General features: G+C 71.9%; 16 protein-coding genes. 3 read left to right on the forward strand and 13 right to left on the reverse strand.

Going from position 1 to position 17,450, the window contains the following annotated elements:
* Positions 1-4 precede the first annotated feature (4 nt).
* The 3 genes from ACFV9W_RS04065 to ACFV9W_RS04075 form a co-directional block, all read right to left on the reverse strand.
* On the reverse strand, positions 5-1,027 hold the full coding sequence (locus ACFV9W_RS04065) for a phosphotransferase family protein (RefSeq protein WP_385755358.1): 1,023 nt from the start codon (positions 1,025-1,027) through the stop codon (positions 5-7).
* Positions 1,024-2,574 carry an acyl-CoA synthetase gene (locus tag ACFV9W_RS04070; protein WP_385755360.1) on the reverse strand — a complete coding sequence of 517 codons (1,551 nt, stop codon included), beginning with the start codon at positions 2,572-2,574 and terminating at the stop codon, positions 1,024-1,026. The genes ACFV9W_RS04065 and ACFV9W_RS04070 overlap by 4 nt, the downstream gene beginning before the upstream one ends.
* A 151-nt stretch (positions 2,575-2,725) precedes the next feature.
* A complete protein-coding gene (locus ACFV9W_RS04075; RefSeq protein WP_385755362.1) occupies positions 2,726-3,793 on the reverse strand; it encodes an AraC family transcriptional regulator in 1,068 nt (355 codons plus the stop codon).
* 259 nt (positions 3,794-4,052) lie between these two features.
* Here ACFV9W_RS04075 and ACFV9W_RS04080 point away from each other — a divergent pair, with 259 nt between their 5' ends.
* A complete protein-coding gene (locus tag ACFV9W_RS04080) occupies positions 4,053-5,183 on the forward strand; it encodes an NDMA-dependent alcohol dehydrogenase (protein ID WP_385755364.1) in 1,131 nt (376 codons plus the stop codon).
* An 87-nt stretch (positions 5,184-5,270) separates the two neighbouring features.
* Positions 5,271-6,689 carry an aldehyde dehydrogenase family protein gene (locus ACFV9W_RS04085; RefSeq protein ID WP_385755365.1) on the forward strand — a complete coding sequence of 473 codons (1,419 nt, stop codon included), beginning with the start codon at positions 5,271-5,273 and terminating at the stop codon, positions 6,687-6,689.
* A 33-nt stretch (positions 6,690-6,722) separates the two neighbouring features.
* Here ACFV9W_RS04085 and ACFV9W_RS04090 read toward each other — a convergent pair whose 3' ends face one another.
* Both ACFV9W_RS04090 and ACFV9W_RS04095 read right to left on the reverse strand, forming a co-directional pair.
* A complete protein-coding gene (locus ACFV9W_RS04090; protein WP_385755366.1) occupies positions 6,723-7,406 on the reverse strand; it encodes a GAF and ANTAR domain-containing protein in 684 nt (227 codons plus the stop codon).
* A 111-nt stretch (positions 7,407-7,517) separates the two neighbouring features.
* Positions 7,518-8,330: an acyl carrier protein gene (locus tag ACFV9W_RS04095; protein WP_385755368.1), complete on the reverse strand. Its 813-nt coding sequence runs from the start codon at positions 8,328-8,330 to the stop codon at positions 7,518-7,520.
* A 348-nt stretch (positions 8,331-8,678) separates the two neighbouring features.
* Here ACFV9W_RS04095 and paaI point away from each other — a divergent pair, with 348 nt between their 5' ends.
* Entirely contained in the window at positions 8,679-9,059 is a 381-nt protein-coding gene (gene paaI / locus ACFV9W_RS04100) for a hydroxyphenylacetyl-CoA thioesterase PaaI (RefSeq protein ID WP_385755525.1), read from the forward strand.
* Here the strand turns inward: paaI and ACFV9W_RS04105 are convergent.
* The 8 genes from ACFV9W_RS04105 to ACFV9W_RS04140 form a co-directional block, all read right to left on the reverse strand.
* On the reverse strand, positions 9,040-9,540 hold the full coding sequence (locus tag ACFV9W_RS04105; RefSeq protein ID WP_385755369.1) for a DUF1348 family protein: 501 nt from the start codon (positions 9,538-9,540) through the stop codon (positions 9,040-9,042). The genes paaI and ACFV9W_RS04105 overlap by 20 nt on opposite strands.
* Before the next feature lie 70 nt (positions 9,541-9,610).
* On the reverse strand, positions 9,611-10,771 hold the full coding sequence (locus ACFV9W_RS04110) for a thiolase family protein (RefSeq protein WP_385755372.1): 1,161 nt from the start codon (positions 10,769-10,771) through the stop codon (positions 9,611-9,613).
* A 44-nt stretch (positions 10,772-10,815) separates the two neighbouring features.
* Complete coding sequence (locus ACFV9W_RS04115; RefSeq protein WP_385755375.1) at positions 10,816-11,574, reverse strand: 3-hydroxyacyl-CoA dehydrogenase; 759 nt, start codon at positions 11,572-11,574, stop codon at positions 10,816-10,818.
* A 44-nt stretch (positions 11,575-11,618) separates the two neighbouring features.
* Positions 11,619-12,776, reverse strand: coding sequence for an acyl-CoA dehydrogenase family protein (locus ACFV9W_RS04120; RefSeq protein WP_385755376.1), 1,158 nt, complete (start codon positions 12,774-12,776; stop codon positions 11,619-11,621).
* 75 nt (positions 12,777-12,851) lie between these two features.
* Complete coding sequence (locus ACFV9W_RS04125) at positions 12,852-13,751, reverse strand: acyl-CoA thioesterase (RefSeq protein ID WP_385755378.1); 900 nt, start codon at positions 13,749-13,751, stop codon at positions 12,852-12,854.
* Positions 13,748-15,427 carry a class I adenylate-forming enzyme family protein gene (locus ACFV9W_RS04130; RefSeq protein ID WP_385755380.1) on the reverse strand — a complete coding sequence of 560 codons (1,680 nt, stop codon included), beginning with the start codon at positions 15,425-15,427 and terminating at the stop codon, positions 13,748-13,750. The genes ACFV9W_RS04125 and ACFV9W_RS04130 overlap by 4 nt, the downstream gene beginning before the upstream one ends.
* Before the next feature lie 23 nt (positions 15,428-15,450).
* Positions 15,451-16,596 carry a CaiB/BaiF CoA transferase family protein gene (locus ACFV9W_RS04135; RefSeq protein ID WP_385755382.1) on the reverse strand — a complete coding sequence of 382 codons (1,146 nt, stop codon included), beginning with the start codon at positions 16,594-16,596 and terminating at the stop codon, positions 15,451-15,453.
* The gene (locus ACFV9W_RS04140; RefSeq protein WP_385755384.1) at positions 16,593-17,360 is read right to left on the reverse strand and encodes a crotonase/enoyl-CoA hydratase family protein; all 768 of its coding nucleotides are present in this window, start codon (positions 17,358-17,360) and stop codon (positions 16,593-16,595) included. The genes ACFV9W_RS04135 and ACFV9W_RS04140 overlap by 4 nt, the downstream gene beginning before the upstream one ends.
* Positions 17,361-17,450 lie beyond the last annotated feature (90 nt).

A 17,450-nucleotide genomic window follows, 5' to 3' on the forward strand; every position in this document is an offset into this window, starting at 1 on the left:
CCCATTATGGACGGCCCAGCGCCCCCACCGCCTCGTACGCCGCCTCGCTCTGCCGCAGCACCTGCCGCTTCAGCTCCTCGACCGGCAGCTCGTTCTCGCCCATCACCCCGGCCGCGAAGCGGGCCGCGACGCCCGCGCCGATGCAGGCCGAGCGCCAGCGGGAGAACGCCACGTAGTACGGCAGGCGCGAGACGTCGAGGCCGGAGGCCTTCGCGTAGGCGTCGATCAGGTCGGTGCGGGTGGGGAAGCCGGGAGCCGCGCTCGGGCCGGCCGTCGTGGGTGGGGCCGTGTCGCCCGGTTGTTCCCAGGTGGAGACGAGCCAGCCGAGGTCGGCCAACGGGTCGCCCAGTGTGGCCAGTTCCCAGTCGAAGACGGCGACCACCGTGCCGTCGGGGGCGAAGGAGAGGTTGCCCGGGCGGAAGTCGCCGTGAACGATGCCCGTCGACTGCGGCGGTACGCGGTCGAGCAGCGCGTCGTGGACCGTGTCGAGGAGTGCCAGGTCGGGGGCGCCGGAGCGGTGCACCTGACGCTGCCAGCGGTGCAGTTGGCGTTCCACGTAGCCGCGCGGGCGCGCCATGTCGCCGAGTCCGACCTCGACCGGGTCCAGGCGGTGCAGGGAGGCGAGGACCTCCACCAGGCTCGTGCCCGCCCGGCGCCGGGCGTCCTGCGGCCAGTCCGCGACGGCGTCCCGGTCCGCACCCACCGTGCCCTCGACGAAGTCCATGACGTAGAACTCCGCCCCACTCACCGTGGTGTCGGCGCAGTAGGCGAGCGGTGCGGGCACCGGCACCTCTGTGGGCGCGAGGGCCGTCAGGAAGCGCCATTCGCGGCTCATGTCGTGTGCCGTGCTGAGGACTCCGCCGGTGGGCGGCCTGCGCAGCGCCCGGACGGTGCCGGTCGCGTCGGTCACCCGGTAGGTGAGGTTGGAACGGCCGCCGGACACCAGGTCGAAGGTGAGCGGTGGGGCGATGCCGGGGACGTGTGCGGCGAGCCAGGCTTCGGCCGCGGGTCCGACGCCGCTCGTCATGCCGGTCCCGGCGCGGCGTAGCGGGCCTTGAGTTTTCCCTTGACCAGCTTGCCCGTGGGCGTGCGCGGGAGTTCGTCCACGAAGTCGACGCTGCGGGGCGCCTTGTAGTGGGCGATGCGCTCGCGCACGTAGGCGATCAGGCGCTCCTCCAGCTCCGGGCCCGGTGTCACGCCCGGCGCGGGCTGCGCCACCGCCTTGACCGCCTCGCCCATCTCCGGGTCGGGGACACCGATCACGGCGACGTCGGTGATGTCGGGGTGGAGGGCGAGGACGTTCTCGATCTCCTGCGGGTAGATGTTCACCCCACCGGAAATGATCATGAAGGTGCGGCGGTCGGTGAGGAACAGGTAGCCGTCCTCGTCGAGGTGGCCGACGTCGCCGAGCGTCACCCAGTCCGTGTGCTCCGGGTGCTGTGCGCCCTTGGTCTTGCCGGGGTCGCCGAGGTATTCGAAGGTGCCGTCGCCCTCCCGTGCGAAGTAGACCGTGCCGGTCTCCCCCGCGGCCAGCACGCGGCCCTCGTCGTCGCAGATCCTCGGCTGCCCGAGGATGGGCCGGCCGACCGAGCCCGGTTTCGTGAGCCACTCCTCGGAGGTGATCAGCGTCATGCCGATGCCCTCGGTCGCGGAGTAGTACTCGTACAGCTTCGGCCCCCACCAGTCGATCATCGCGCGCTTGACGTCCGGCGGGCAGGGCGCGGCGGCGTGCACGACGACCTTGTGGCTGGAGAGGTCGTAGGCCGTGCGGACCTTCTCGGGCAGCCGCAGCAGACGGATGAAGTGGGTCGGCACCCACTGGCTGTGCGTGATGCGGTAGCGCTCGATGGCGCGCAGCGCGTCCTCGGGGTCGAAGCGCTCCATCATGACGACCGTGCCGCCGAGCGCGTGCACGGAGGCGCCGTAGCGCAGCGGCGCCGCGTGGTAGACGGGCGCGGGCGACAGGTACACGGCGTGCTCGTCGAAGCCGTAGAACAGGCGCAGGAGTTCGACGAGCGTGTCGCCCGGCTCGCCGACCTGACGGTCCGGGAGTTCGGGGCGGATGCCCTTGGGGCGGCCGGTGGTGCCGGAGGAGTAGAGCAGGTCGGCGCCGCGCGGCTGATCGGCGGGCGTCTCGGCGGAGGCCGCCGCGAGGGCGGTCGCGTAGTCGTCGAAGCCCTCGACGGCGCCGCCGTAGGCGAGCCGCACGCGCGCCGTGGCGGGGACCTGGACCACCACGTCCCGCGCCAGATCGGCCAGGGCGCCCGAGACGACAAGGGCGGCGGCGCCGGAGTCGGCCACGATGTACGCGATCTCGGACGCGGACAGATGGTGGTTGACGAGGGTGATGTAGAAACCGGAGCGGACCGCCGCCCAGTAGACCTCGTAGGCGTGGATCGAGTTGTCGGTGAGGAGGGCGACCACGTCGCCGCGGCGCAGGCCCGCCTCCCGGAACACGTGGGCGAGCCGGACGGAGCGCTCGTCCAGCTCCCCGTACGTCAGCTCTTCGCCGGTCGACGCCATGACGACGGCGGGCCGCTGCGGATCATTCTGGGCATGGGCACCTGGATACACGGGACGCCTTTCGCATGGACGTGGACGCCGGTGGGTGGCCGTGGACTCTTTCTAAGTCACCCCGTGAGGCGGCAGCAAGACGTACGACGCGATGAATTGATCGTTCGTTCAGGGCGGGCCTTCCGGTTCACTTGCCGACTCACTTGCCGGTTCAACTCCCGTCGGGCCGCTGGGAATCGGCCGCCGTCCAGCGCCGGAAGGCCCGCATGAAGCTCGACGGCTCCGAGTAGCCCAGCCGGTGCGCCAGCTCCGCCGCGGACAGCCGCTCGTGCCGCAAACCGTCCTGGACGAGGGTGAGCCGTACGTCGTCGAGCAGCCGCCGGTAAGTGGTGCCCTCGGCGGCGAGCTTGCGGCGCAAGGTGCGCGAAGTGATGTTCATGCGCCGGGCGATGTGCTCGATGCCGGGGTCGGGGCCGCCGCCTGCCAGCAGGTGCCGGCGCACGGTGCGGGCCGCGCCGCTGCCGCTCGCCCGCTGCGCCACGAGGCGCTCGCACAGCTCCTGGCAGATCTGGGAGGTGTGCGGGTTGCCGTGCGGCAGCGGGCTGTCGAGGAAGTCGTGGTCGTAGACGAGGGCCGTGGTCCCGGCGCCGTAGCGGACCGGCGCGTCCAGGACGGTGGCGGGCGCGGTGCCCGGCGGCTCGGGGAAGGCGAGGTCGACGCGGCGCAGCGGGACGGCGGGCCCGCCCGCGAACACCTGGCGGCCGAGGACGATATTGGCCGCGCAGTCCCGTTCGACGAGGAAGCGCCGTACGTCTGCGGGGATCCGGCCGCCGTCCATGCGGTGCAGGACGTCCCCCGCCGCGTCCACCACCGCGCTGTGCCGGGCGAAGCCGAAGGTGAGCGCCGAGTAGCGAAGGCCGCACCGGAACACCTCGCGCATCGTCGGCGCGCTGAGCAGCGCGTAGCCGAACAGGCCGAACGTGGTGACGTGGTAGCGGGCTCCGACCTCGATGCCGAGCCCCGGGCGGTCGCCGAGGCCGCGCAGCAGATTGCGGACGACGGCGATCTCCTGGGAGGCCTCGACGAGGTGGTGCGGGTCGCCGAGTGCCGCGGCGTCGATGCCCGAGCCCGCGAGACAGTCGACCGCGCCGAGCCCGCGTTCCGCGGCGAAGTCCAGCAGCAGGACGACGCCCGATGCGGCGCGCGGGAAGTCCCAGTCGGTGAAGCCCTCGGCGATGACCTCCGGCTGCGCGGCAGTCGTGTCCACCGACACGGTCATGACCGGCCCTCCGTTTCCCGCCGTTCACGCTGCCAACGCCCGCATCCGTCAGGGGAGTTCATGACAGCACGGCGATCTCGGCGGCCACAACCCGGCTGCGTGTCCGAATCTGTCCCGGCGTTGTCCGCTTTGGTCATGGAGGCACGCCGGTGGACCGCCCTAGCTTGAGGCAAGTGTGTCCGGCCCCGTCCGGCCGTCCGGTGTCGGTGACGAGGGCGCGGTCGGGCGCGGCCGTGTTGCCGAAGCTGGGAGGACGCGCATGCAGACCAAGGGAGCCCTGCTCCACAAGCCCGGCGAGGACTGGACGGTCGAGCCGATCGAGGTCGGCGATCCGGTCGCGGGCGAGGTACAACTGCGCCTGGCCGCCTCGGGGTTGTGCCACTCGGACGAACACTTCCGCGTCGGCGCCAGCCTCGCCGCCACCTACCCGCTGCTCGGCGGGCACGAGGGCGCGGGCGTGGTGACGAAGGTCGGCCCCGGCGTCACCGGTGTCGAGGAGGGCGACCACGCGATCCTCGGCTTCATCCCGGCCTGCGGTGTGTGCCGCCCCTGTTCGCAGGGCCTGCAGAACCTGTGCGACCAGGGTGCCAACCTGCTGACCGGGCAGTCCATCGCCGACAACACCTACCGCACGCTCACCGCGGGCGGCGACCCGGTCACACCGATGTGTCTGCTGGGCACGTTCGCCCCGTACGTGACCGTGAACCAGTCGTCCGTCATAAAGATCGAGAAGGATGTGCCGCTGGAGACGGCCGCACTGCTCGGATGCGGCGTCTCCACGGGCTGGGGCTCCGCCGTCTCCATCGGCGACACCCGCCCGGGCGACACCGTCGTGGTCGTCGGGGTCGGCGGCATCGGCATCAACGCGGTGCAGGGCGCGGCGGCGGCCGGCGCGCGGTTCGTGATCGCGGTGGACCCGGTCGAGTTCAAGCGGGACAAGGCACGGGAGTTCGGCGCCACGCACACCTTCGCCTCCATGGAGGAGGCCGAGGGGCCGGTCACGGAGCTGACCTGGGGTGCGAAGGCACACACCGTCATCCTCACGGTCGGTGAACTCCAGGGCGACCAGCTGGCCCCGGCGCTCGCGATGACCGCCAAGGGCGGCCAGGTCATCGCGACGGCCCTCGCCGACATGCAGCAGATCGACGCCAAGGTCAGCCTGTTCGACCTGACGCTGATGCAGAAGCGGATCCAGGGCGCCATCTTCGGCGGCATCAGCCCGCGCACCCAGATCCCGCGCCTCCTCGAGCAGTACCGCGCCGGCCGGCTCAAGCTGGACGAGCTCACCACGCGCACGTACCGCCTGGAGGAGATCAACCAGGGCTACCAGGACATGCGGGACGGCAAGAACCTGCGCGGCGTGGTCCGTTACACCGACGCCGACTACTGAGCCACCACACCACCGATGCGGGCGGGCCGGCCTCGGCCCGCCCGCTCCCCGTCCGCGAACCGCTCACCACTCCGAGGGAACCCGCAGATGCCCGACACCAGCAAGCTCTACATCGGCGGCCGCCCGGTCGCATCGGCAGGACCGGGAACCATCGACGTCATCAGCTCCAGCACCGAGGAGATCGTCGGCGCCGTCCCTGACGGTGTGCCCGCCGACGTGGACCGGGCGGTCGAGGCGGCCCGCGAGGCGTTCCCCGGCTGGTGGGACACGCCCGTCGAGCAGCGGGCGAAGTATCTGGAGGAGATCGCGGGCGGGCTGATGGCGCGCGCCGACGAGCTGGCCGCGCTGATCTCCTCGGAGATGGGTGCGCCGCTGTCCTTCGCGAAGGCGATCCAGGTGCCGCTGCCGGTCAACAGCTTCACGCAGGCCGCGGCGGTCGCCCGTACCTTCGCGTTCGAGCGCGAGGAGGGCTCCACGACGATCGTGCGCGAGCCGTACGGTGTCGTCGGCGCGATCACGCCGTGGAACTATCCGCTGCACCAGATCGCCGCGAAGGTCGCCTACGCGCTCGCCGCGGGCAACACCGTCGTCGTCAAGCCCAGCGAGGTCGCGCCCCTGAACGCGTGGGTGCTCGCCGAGATCATCGACGCGGCGGGGCTGCCGCCGGGCGTCTTCAACCTGGTCAGCGGCACAGGCCCGGTGGTCGGCGAGGCCATCGCCGCGCACCCGGGTATCGACGTCGTCTCCTTCACCGGCTCGACGCGCGCGGGCAAACGCGTGGCGCAGCTCGCCGCCGACACGGTCAAGAAGGTGGCCCTCGAACTGGGCGGCAAGAGCCCCAACGTGCTGCTGCCCGACACGGACTTCGGGGCCGCGCTCCCCCAGGCCGTCCAGGCCGCGATGATCAACTCCGGCCAGACGTGCTCCGCGCTCACCCGCCTCCTGGTGCCGCGCGAGCGCCTCACGGAGGCCGAGGAGCTGGCCCGGGCGATCGTCGAATCGATCACGGTCGGCGCCCCCGGCGACGAGAAGACCGTGCTCGGCCCGCTCGTCTCCGCGACCCAACTGGAGCGGGTGCGCGGCTATATCGACCGGGGTATCGCCGAGGGAGCCCGCCTGGTGACCGGCGGCAGCGACCCGGTGCCGGGCCTGGCCACCGGCTACTACGTCCGGCCCACGGTGTTCTCCGACGTCACCACCGACATGGTGATCCACAAGGAGGAGATCTTCGGCCCGGTCCTGTCCATCGAGCCGTACGAGGACGAGGACGACGCGGCCCGTATCGCCAACGACACGCCCTACGGCCTCGCCGGTGGCGTCTGGTCGGCGGACCCCGAGCGCGCCCGCGCCTTCGCGCGCCGCATCCGCTCGGGCCAGGTCCAGGTCAACGACGGCTCGTTCAACCCGAACGCGCCGTTCGGCGGCTACAAGCAGTCCGGCATCGGCCGCGAGTACGGCAGCCACGGGCTGGAGGAGTTCCTGGAGGTCAAGGCGATCCAGCACTGAGCGGGCGAGGGCGACGGGGCGGGCCGTGAGGGCTCACAGGCCGCCCCGTTCACTCACCAGGCGGGCCACCTCCCGGAGCTTGATGTTGTGCTCCTGGGAGTAGCGGCGCAGCACGGCGAACGCGTCCGCCTCGCTCAGGTCGTGGCCGGCCATCAGGATGCCCATCGCCTCGCCTATGACGTGGCGGGTCTCCACGGCGCGGTGCAGGGAGGCGTGTTCGCGGGCGCTGGAGAAGGCCACGGCGGCGTGCGAGGCGAGGAGCCAGCCGGCGGTCTCGCTGGCCTCCGTGAACGCCCCGGGCTCGGCGGAGTAGAGGTTGAGGGCGCCGAGGTCGCCCTCGTCCTCGGTGTAGAGCAGGAAGCCCATCATGCTGCCGATGCCGAGTTCATGGGCGCGCGGGGCGTACGAGCGCCAGCGCGTCGCCTCGGTCGAGACGTCCTTGATGCGGAACACGGGATGCCCCGTGCGGGCCGCGTCGAAGCACGGCCCCTCACGGACCTCGCCCTGGAGCCGGTCGCTCTCGACGACGAGGTCACTGGTGGCGGCCAGCGTCTCCACCTGCCCCTTGCGCAGGACGAGGATGCCGGCCGCGTCGCAGCCCTCGACCTGGTCGACGGACCAGGTGGTGATCTTGCGCAGCGTCGCGTCCACGGACTCCTGCGCCAGGAGCTCGCGCGCCATGGACGCCATGTTCAGGGCGAAGTCACGCCATTCCATGCCGCGCTCCTCGACTTCGGGGTGGGGTCCGTTCCGTGTGCCGGACCAAGCCTGCCATGCCCGCCCCGCCCGGCACCTGTCGCGGTCGGGGCGGGCGGGCTTCAGGGCGTGTCAGCCGCTGGTGGCCGAGGTGTTGGTGATCGGGAGCGTCTTCTGCGCTCCGGTCACGTAGAGGTCGCGCGGGGCCGTGCGCAGCACGAACTTGGTGTCGTCCCTGTCGACCCTGACGGACATCACGAAGAATCCGTCGTGCTCGGTGGTCGTCTTCACGTCGTACTGGCTCTCCCAGTACGTCTGCAAGAAGACCTCGGTGTCGTAGGGGTCGACTCCCTCGGGCGTGGTGACACGGCCCTGGACGGTGAGGATGTCGCCCGCCTTCACCTTCCGCTTGCTGACCTGGTAGCTGACGGAGCTGGACCGGGTCTCGACGCCGACCATGGTGTCCGCGAAGTAGCCGTCCTGCGGGGTATTGGGGTCGCCGTCCTCGTCGTAGGAGGCCGAGATCTCTACCTCGTGCTCGGCGTTGAGCAGGCTGCTCGCGCCCTCGTGGTCGATGCTGACGTTCCGGACGCTGAACTTGCCGTCGGCGTCGCTGACCGGTGTGCCCAGTTCCCGCGGCTCGTAGTAGTTCGGGTCGATCGGGTCGCCCCACGGGTTCCAGGTGGTGAAGCGGACGACCTCCTTGACGGTGACGGGGATGTTGGGCGCCGGGGTGCCGTCGGCCTTGGTGACGGTGCCGGTGACATCGACGCGGCGGTCGTCGTAGTCGGTGCTGGTCGGGTTGGTGGTCACGTGCAGGACGTAGGCGTCGCCGGGTGCGGCGTCCGCGCTCTGCGCCGCGGCGGCGGGCGCGGACAGGACGCCCGCGGCGAGCAGCAGCGCCGCGAGGACGGCCGGCCGCTTCGGAAGGGTGTTTCCGGACACGGTTCAACTCCAAGTTCGGTCAGTTCATGAGGAGTTGCGCCGGGCGGTACCGGTCCCGCCGCGGCGCGTGTGTGCATCACACACGGTTCGATGGACGGGGTGGGGCGGGAGTTGTCCGCGGGGCGGGCGCTGTTGCACGGCTGTGGCGCGGGACCGTTTTGCCCGGGTTCGGCGTTCACCTGGATGTCGCCCGCGGGACACACCGGGCGCCGCGGCCCGCCGGACACCCTTGACAGGCCGTGCGCTCCTTGATTGCTTGGCCCCACGACACACCGAATGATCGGTCGGCAGGCCGAGCGGGAGGGAAGCAGCGTGACGGAATCCGCCGAACCGGGCCCCGCGGAGCGCATGTTCGCCGCTGACCTGGCCTCCCAGCTCCTCGGTATCGAACTCCTGGAGCACGGTCCGGGGCACGCCGCGCTCCGGATGAAGGTGACGCCGTCCATGGTCAACGGCCACGGCATCGCGCACGGAGGCTACGTGTTCCTCTTCGCCGACACGGCCTTCGCCTGCGCCTGCAACAGCGAGGGCCCCGTCACCGTGGCCTCCGGCGCCGACGTCACCTTCGTCGCCCCCGCGTACGAGGGCGACGTGCTGGAGGCCACCGCCCGCGAGGTCACCCGTTTCGGCCGCAGCGGCCTGTACGACGTGCGGGTGACGCGCGGGGAGTCGGTGATCGCCGAGTTCCGGGGGCGCAGCCGCAGCGTCGCTACAGGCCCAGTTCACTGAGGCCCGGGTGGTCGTCGGGGCGGCGGCCCTGCGGCCAGTGGAACTTGCGGTCCGCCTCGGCGATCGGCAGGTCGTTGATGGAGGCGAGCCGCCTGCGCATCAGCCCGTTCTCGTCGAACTCCCAGTTCTCGTTGCCGTACGCGCGCTTCCAGTTGCCCGCGTCGTCGTGGCACTCGTACGCGAAGCGGACCGCGATGCGGGGGCCGTCGAACGCCCACAGCTCCTTGATCAGGCGGTAGTCGAGCTCCTGGTTCCACTTGCGGGTGAGGAAGTCGACGATCTCGGCGCGCCCTGCGGGGAATTCGGCGCGGTTGCGCCACTGGCTGTCGGGCGTGTAGGCGAGCGCGACGCGCTGCGGGTCACGGGTGTTCCAGGCGTCCTCCGCGAGGCGCACCTTCGCCGCGGCCGTCTCGCGCGTGAACGGGGGAAGCGGTGGGCGGGCGGTGGCGGCATCGGATGCGGGGGCTGTGTGTTCGGTCATGGTGCGACTCCTCCCCCGTCCGACCGCTCGCGCAACGCCCGCCGGAGGTGCTTCCCGGCCCGGGGCGGTGTCAGAGCAGTTCGAGCACCGTCGCGTTGGCCATGCCGCCGCCCTCGCACATGGACTGGAGGCCGTAGCGGATGCCGTTGTCCTTCATGTGGTGCACGAGCGTGGTCATGAGGCGGGCGCCGGAGCCGCCGAGCGGGTGGCCGAGGGCCATGGCGCCGCCGTTGGGGTTCAGGCGCGCGTAGTCGGCGCCGGTCTGGCACTGCCAGCCGAGCGAGACGGAGGCGAACGCCTCGTTGATCTCGTACGCGCCGATCTCGTCGAGGGCGAGCCCGGAACGCTGAAGCACCTTGGCGGTGGCGGGGATCGGGCCCTTGAGCATGGTGATGGGGTCGACGCCGGTGACGGTGCCGGTGTGGAAGCGGGCCAGCGGCGTCCAGCCGTTGCGGGCGGCCACCTCGGAGGTGGTGACGAGGAGGGCGGCGGCGCCGTCGGAGATCTGCGAGGCGTTGCCCGCCGAGATGACCCCGTCCTCCTTGAACGGTGTCTTCAGTGCGGCCAGCTTCTCGACCGTCGTGCCGCGCCGTACGCCCTCGTCGGTGTCGAAGAGCGTGCCGTCGGCGAGGGGGACCGGGGTGATCTGGTTCTTGAAGCGGCCCTCGTCGATGGCGCGGGCGGCCTTCTCATGCGAGTCGGCGGCGTGCTGGTCGAGCTCGGCGCGGGTGAGCCCGAACTCCTCGGCGATCATCTCGGCGCCGACACCCTGGTTGAAGACGACGTGGTCGTAGCGCTCGCCGACGAGCGGGCCGAACGGCTTGCCGAGCTGGCCGCCCGCGCGCGTGGAGCCCATCGGGACGCGGGACATGGACTCGACGCCGCCCGCGATGGCGATGTCGTACTGCCCGGCGATGACCCCGGCGGCGGCCTGGTGGACGGACTGCTGCGAGGAACCGCACTGGCGGTCGATGGTCAGACCGGGCACGGACTCGGGCCAGCCGGCGGCGAGCACCGCGAAGCGGCCGACGCCGCCCGCCTGCTCGCCGACCTGGGAGACGCAGCCCCAGATGACGTCGTCGACGGTGGCCGGGTCGAGGCCGTTGCGCTCGGCGAGGGCCTTGAGGACGTGGGCGGAGAGGTCGACGGGGTGGATGTCGGAGAGCGCGCCGCCCGGCTTGCCCTTGCCGACGGGGGTCCGCAGGGCATCGACGATGACTGCGTCACGCATGCTGAACTCCTCTGTAGGATACGGGGGTTGGTGTCGCGCGCGGTCTACTTCGGGGCCATGCGGATCGCGCCGTCGAGGCGGATGGTCTCGCCGTTGAGCATCGGGTTGGTGACGATGGAGTCGACCATGTGCGCGTACTCGGCGGGTTGTCCGAGGCGGGCCGGGTGCGGGACCTGGGCGCCGAGCGAGTCCTTGGCCTCCTGCGGGAGGCGGCCGAGCAGCGGGGTCTCGAACAGGCCGGGCGCGATGGTCATCACGCGGATGTTCATGCGGGCGAGGTCGCGGGCGATCGGCAGGGTCATGCCGACGATGCCGCCCTTGGACGCCGAGTACGCGCACTGGCCGATCTGCCCGTCGAAGGCGGCCACGGAGGCGGTGTTGACGATGACGCCGCGCTCGCCGTCGACCGGTTCGTTGCCGGTCATGGCCTGGGCGGCGAGGCGGATGACGTTGAAGGTGCCGATGAGGTTGATCTCGACGACCTTGCGGAAGGTGTCGAGGACGTAAGGGCCCTCCTTGCCGACGGTGCGCCCGGCGGAGCCGATGCCCGCGCAGTTCACGGCGACGCGCAGCGGGGCGAGCGCGACGGCGGCCTCGACGGCGGCGGTGGCGTCGGTCTCGCTGGTGACGTCGCCGGCGACGAAGGTGGCGCCGAGTTCCTTGGCCACGTTCTCGCCGTCGGAGGTGGGCAGGTCGAAGATGACGACCTTGGCGCCCGTGGCGGCGAGGCGTTCGGCGGTGGCGCGGCCGAGGCCGGAGGCGCCGCCAGTGATGAGGGCGGAGGACTGGGCGTCGAGCTGCATGGCAGGTCCCTTCTTGGGGCCGGGAGTGGCAGGGGGGAAGAGGGTCAGAGGCCGAGCGACTTGGCGATGATGGTCTTCATCACTTCGTTGGTGCCGCCGTAGATCCGCGAGACGCGGGTGTCGGCGTACAGGCGGGCGATGGGGTATTCGGTGACGTATCCGTAACCGCCGTGCAGCTGAAGGCACTTGTCGATGACGCGGCCCGCGACCTCGGTGCAGAACAGCTTGGCTTTCGCGGCGTCGGCGACGGAGAGTTCGCCCTCGTCGTGCAGTTCGAGGGCGCGGTCGGCCATCAGCTGGGCGGCCTCGACCTCGGTGGCGCACTCGGCGAGCACGAACTTGGTGTTCTGGAAGTGCGCGACGGGCTTGCCGAAGACCGTGCGCTCCTTCACGTAGTCGGTGGCGAAGCGCAGCGCCGCCGCGGCGGTGCCCGAGCCGCCGAGGGCGATCATGAGGCGTTCCTGGGCGAGGTTGTGGGACAGGTAGGAGAAGCCCTTGCCCTCCTCGCCGAGGAGGTTCCCGGCCGGCACCTTGACGTCCACGAAGGCGAGTTCGGCGGTGTCGGAGGCCTTGAGCCCGATCTTCTGGAGCTTGCGGCCGACGGAGAAGCCCTCGCTGGCGGACTCCACGACGAGGATGGAGAGTCCGCCGCGGCGGTCCTCCGGATCGTAGGGCGCGGTGCGGGCGACGACGAGGACCAGGTCGGCAAGGGCCCCGCCGGTGATGAACGTCTTGGCGCCGTTGAGGACGTAGTGGCTGCCGTCGGCGGACAGTTCGGCCTTCGTCTGGATGTTGGCGAGGTCGGAGCCGGTGCCGGGTTCGGTCATGGCGATCGCCGTCATGAGGTCGCCGGAGACGAAGCCGGGCAGCCAGCGCTCCTTCTGCTCCTGCGTCGCGTACGTCATGAGGTACGGCAGGATCAGGTTCGAGTGCACGGAGTAGTTGCCGAAGGTGACGCCGGCGCGTGTCGTCTCCTCGACGGCCACCGCCGCGAATTTGAGGCTGGCCTCGCCCGCGCCGCCGAACTCCTCGGGCACCTGGATGCCGAGCACCCCCAGCTCACCGAGCCTGCGGTAGAAGTCGCGCGGCGGATGCCCCTGTTCCTCCCACTCCTGGTGGACGGGGGTGACTTCCTTGGCGATGAAGTCCCGCAGCATCGAGCGGAACGCCTCATGGTCCTCGTTGAACAGCGTACGGCGCACAGCGGCCCCTTCTGCCTGTGTAGAACGATCGTTAAGTTACGTCGGCGTGCCGCGCCCTGACAACCCTTGCGCGGGTCACCGGGGTGCGGGCACGTGGAGCAGCGCCTCTTGGGTGACGGAGGCGACCAACTCCCCTTCCCTGGTCCAGAATTCGCCGTGCGCCAGGGTCCGCCCGTCGCCCGCCACGACGCTGTGGCACGCGAACAGCAGCCATGCGTCGGCGCGGACCGGCCGGTGGAACCACATGGCGTGGTCGAGGGAGGCGAGCGAGATCCCGCGCGGTCGCGGCTCTCCGTAGGCCACCAGGGCGGTGGGGGCCAGCGGGGCGTCGCAGATGTAGGCGAGTACGCCGGCGTGCAGGCCCGGCTCGTCGGGCAGGGCGCCGGTGGTGCGCATCCAGGCGTAGCGGTCGATGCGTCCGGCGTCCGGGTCCCGCTCGAGGGGCACCTCGCGGTACTCGACGGAGGTGCTCAGCGGATGGTCCTGCGGCCGGTGCGCCCAGCCGTTGCCAAGACCTTCCGGTCCGGGCACGTCGGGCATGCCGGGCTGGCGCCAACTCCCGCCGTTCTGCGGCTGCTTGAACGAGACGCTCATGGTGAGCGACTCCTTGCCGTCCTGGAACGCGGTGACCTGTCGCATCGAGTAGCTGCGGCCGTCGCGTACGACCTCGGGCTCGTAGCGCACGGGCCGTTCCGGCGACAGGGCGCGCAGGAAGTAGGCGTGCAGTGAGTGCACGACCCGGTCGTCGTCCACGGTGCGGTGTGCGGCGTCGAGGGCCTGGGCGAGGACGGCGCCGCCGTAGCTGCGGGCTGCCGCGCGGCCGGAGTGGCAGTACCCGTGGAAGACACCGTCGTCGGCCGCCTCGACCCGGATGTGTCGTCCCTGACCGAGTTCGCCGAGAGGGGCCCGGGGTGCGTCGCCCGTCTCCCGGTAGGCGTGCCGGGCCTTCGCCTCTTCGACCATGCCGCCGCTCACGTGTGCGTCACTCCCGTTCCGTCGGTGGTCGCGTACCGCTGCCGCAGGTCCGTCTTGAGGATCTTCCCGGCGGCCGAGACCGGGAGGGCCTCCAGGAAGTGGATCTCGCGCAGCCGCTGGTACGGGGCGACGTGCTCGGCCACGAACGCCATGAGTTTCTCGGCGAGTTCGGGGCCCGCCTGATGCCCGGCGCGCGGGACCACGTACGCGACGGGGATCTCGCCGACCTCGGCCCTCGGCGCGCCGATGACGCTGGCGCCCGCGACGGCGGGGTGCCGGTGCAGCAGGTCCTCAAGGGGTGTCGGATAGACGTTGTACCCCTTGTAGATCAGCATGTCCTTGGCCCGGCCGACGAGGTACAGCCAGCCGTCCTCGTCGACGCGCCCCAGATCGCCCGTGCGCAGCCAGCCGTCCTGGAACTGCTCGGCCGTCAGGTCGGGGTGCCCCTGGTAGCCGTCGGTGATCTGCGGGCCGCGCGCCCACACTTCGCCGGTCGCGCCGACGGGCAGGGCCGGGCCGCAGCCGAGGTCCCTGATCTCGACCTCGGTGTCGAAGACGGGGGCGCCCACTCTGCCCTCCGGCACGGGATTGTCGTCCACCAGCGGGTGCGCGGCCAGCGCCATGGTGGCCTCCGTGAGCCCGTACCCCTCGACGATCGTGGCGTTCGGGAAGAGCGCGCCGAGGCGCCGCATGGTGTCCGTGTCGACGGGCGCGGCACCGGAGTTGACGCTGCGCACGGAAGACAGGTCGAGGTCGTCGACGCCGGGCAGCGCGAGCAGCGCGTGGAAGAGGGCAGGCGAGCCGGGCACGGAGGTGACGCCGTGCTCCTCGATGAGCCGCACGAAGCGGCGGGGTTCGAAGCGGCCCGCCATCACGACCGTGCTGGCCACCGCCACGCCGACGGACTGGCCGACCAGGCCCATGGCGTGGAAGAGCGGGGCGAGCGCCACGGCGGTGGACGCGCCCAGGTCCATGGTGTGCGCGGTACGGGCCGCGGGCACGGACTCCAGCGCCACTCGGCCTTCGGCGTCGGTGACGGGTACGGCAGCGCCGCGCCAGCAGGCCATCTGCAGGGCGTTGGCCAGGACATTGCAGTGCAGGACGCGGACCGCCTTGGAGCGGCCTGTGGTGCCTCCGGTGAAGGCGAGGTGTGCCAGATCGGCGCCGCCGACGTCTGCCCGCTCCCCCGGTTCGGTGACCAGCAGTTCCTCAAGCGATACGCCGCCGGGTGCGGCGTCGCCGTCGGGGGCCGGCGCGGTGGCCGTGGACGGGACGAGGACGGTCAGGCGGACGCCCGGTGCGGCGGCCTTGGCGAGCGCGGGCGCGGTGGCCGGGTGGGTGAGCGCGGCGACGGCGCGCGCCTCGTCGAGCTGCTCGCGCAGCGCCGCGGGCGGCAGGGCCGGGTTGAGGGGCACGACGACCGCCCCGGCCAGCAGGACGGCGTAGTATGAGACCGTGAACCAGGCCGAGTTGGGCTGGTGCAGCGCGACCGCGTCGCCCTTGCCGACACCCCGTGCGCGCAGTCCGGCGGCGATCCGCAGCGCGGTGTCGTACAACTCACGGTAGGTGAAGGCGAGTTCGCCGTCGCGCAGGGCGGTGCGGTCGGGGTGGCGGTGGGCGGTTCCGGCGAGCATGTCGCCCACGGCGGCGTCGGGGTAGTCGAGACTCTGGGGCATGCCCGGGGGCACGTAGCACGTCGTCAACCGACGATTCCCTTCTCGCGGAGTGTGTCGATGTCGTCGGGGGCGAGCCCGGCCAGCGTGGCGAGGACCTCGGTGGTGTCGGCGCCGACGCGCGGGGCGGGGGCGGGCTCGCCGGTCGGGGTGGTGGTGAAGCGCGGCGCTGGCGAGGGCTCGGGGCCGCCGTGCGGGCCGCGCCGGTAGGTCGAGCGGGCGCTGTTGTGCGGATGCTCGGGCGCTTCGTTCAGCGACAGGACCGGGGAGACGCAGGCGCCCTGCCCGTCGAAGGCGCGGGCCCACTCGTCGCGGGTGCGGGTGGCGAACAGGCGCGTCAACTCGCCCTTCATCACGGCCCAGTTGGCGCGGTCGTGCTGGCGCGCGAAGCGCTCGTCGCCTTCGAGGCCGAGGACGCGCAGCAGCGCCGCGTAGAACTGCGGCTCGATGGCGCCGACGGCGACGTGCCGGTCGTCGGCGCAGCGGTACACGGCGTAGAACGGGGCGCCGCCATCGAGCATGTTGACGCCGCGCCGGTCCTCCCAGCCGCCCTTGGCCAGGAACCCGTAGGTCATGGCGAGCAGCAGCGCGGTGCCGTCCGTCATGGCGGCGTCGACGACCTGTCCCTCGCCGCTGGTGCGGGCGTGCAGCAGGGCGCTGACGAGGCCGAGCGCGAGCAGCATGCCGCCCCCGCCGAAGTCGCCCACCAGGTTGAGCGGCGGCACGGGATCCCCGCCTGCGGGGCCCATGGCGTGCAACGCCCCGGTCACGGCGATGTAGTTGATGTCGTGGCCCGGCTCCTGGGCGAGCGGCCCGTCCTGGCCCCAGCCGGTCATCCGCCCGTACACGAGCTTCGGGTTCGCTGCGAGCAGGACGTCGGGGCCGAGGCCGAGCCGTTCCGCGACGCCGGGCCTGAACCCTTCGATGACGGCGTCCGAGCGGGCGATCAACTCCCGTACGACGGCTGCGCCTTCGGCGTCCTTGAGGTTCACGGCGACCGAGCTGCGCCCGCGCAGGATGACGGGGTGAGGGCTGTCCTTGCCCGCTTCGGCGGGGCGGTCGACGCGAATGACCTCGGCTCCGAGATCGGCGAGCAGCATCCCGCAGAACGGTGCGGGGCCGATGCCGCCCAGCTCGACGACCCGGATCCCGGCGAGCGGTCCGGCGCTCACCGGCCGGTCCAGCGCGGGGCACGCTTCTCGGCGAAGGCGCGGGCGCCTTCGCGCGCGTCGTCGGACTGCATCACCGGGCCCGCGAGCTCCCGCATGCGCTGCCACTCCTCGTCGGCGGTCCAGTTCGGCGCGTTGGCGATGATCTCCTTGGTGGCGCGGACGGCGAGCGGCCCGTTGGCGGCGATGGCGCGGGCGAGCGCGAGCGCGCCGTCGAGGGCGCCGCCGGGGTCGGTGACCCGGTTGACGAGGCCGTAGGTGTGGGCGCGTTCGGCGTCGAGGAAGTCGCCGGTCAGGGCGATCTCCAGGGCGACGGAGTACGGGATGCGCCGCGGCAGCCGCAGCAGCCCGCCCGCCGCGGCGACGAGCCCCCGCTTGACCTCGGGTATCCCGAACTTGGCGTCGCGGGCCGCCACGACCATGTCGCAGGCGAGCGCGATCTCGCAGCCACCGGCCAGGGCGTACCCCTCGACGGCGGCGATGACCGGCTTGCGCGGCGGCGCCTCGGTGATCCCGGCGAGGCCGCGCCCCTCGACGGTCGGGGTCTCGCCCTTGAGGAACGCCTTGAGGTCCATCCCGGAGCAGAAGCTGCCGCCCGCGCCGGTGATGACGCCGACCACCTGGTCGTCCCTGCGGTCGAGTTCGTCGAGCGCGGCGGCCACGCCTTCGGCGACGACCCGGTTGACCGCGTTGCGGGCCTCGGGGCGGTTGAGCGTGATGACGGTGATCCCGTCGGCGCGGAATTCGCTGAGCACGGCGTCGGTCATGGCGTGGCTCCCGGAGTGGGTCGCGGACTGCGTACGCTGCGACGGAGCGACCGACGACCGCTCCGCCCGGCACGGCTCGGCCTCACCCAC

The organism is Streptomyces sp. NPDC059897, from assembly GCF_042730865.1.
Classification (GTDB): Bacteria; Actinomycetota; Actinomycetes; order Streptomycetales; family Streptomycetaceae; genus Streptomyces.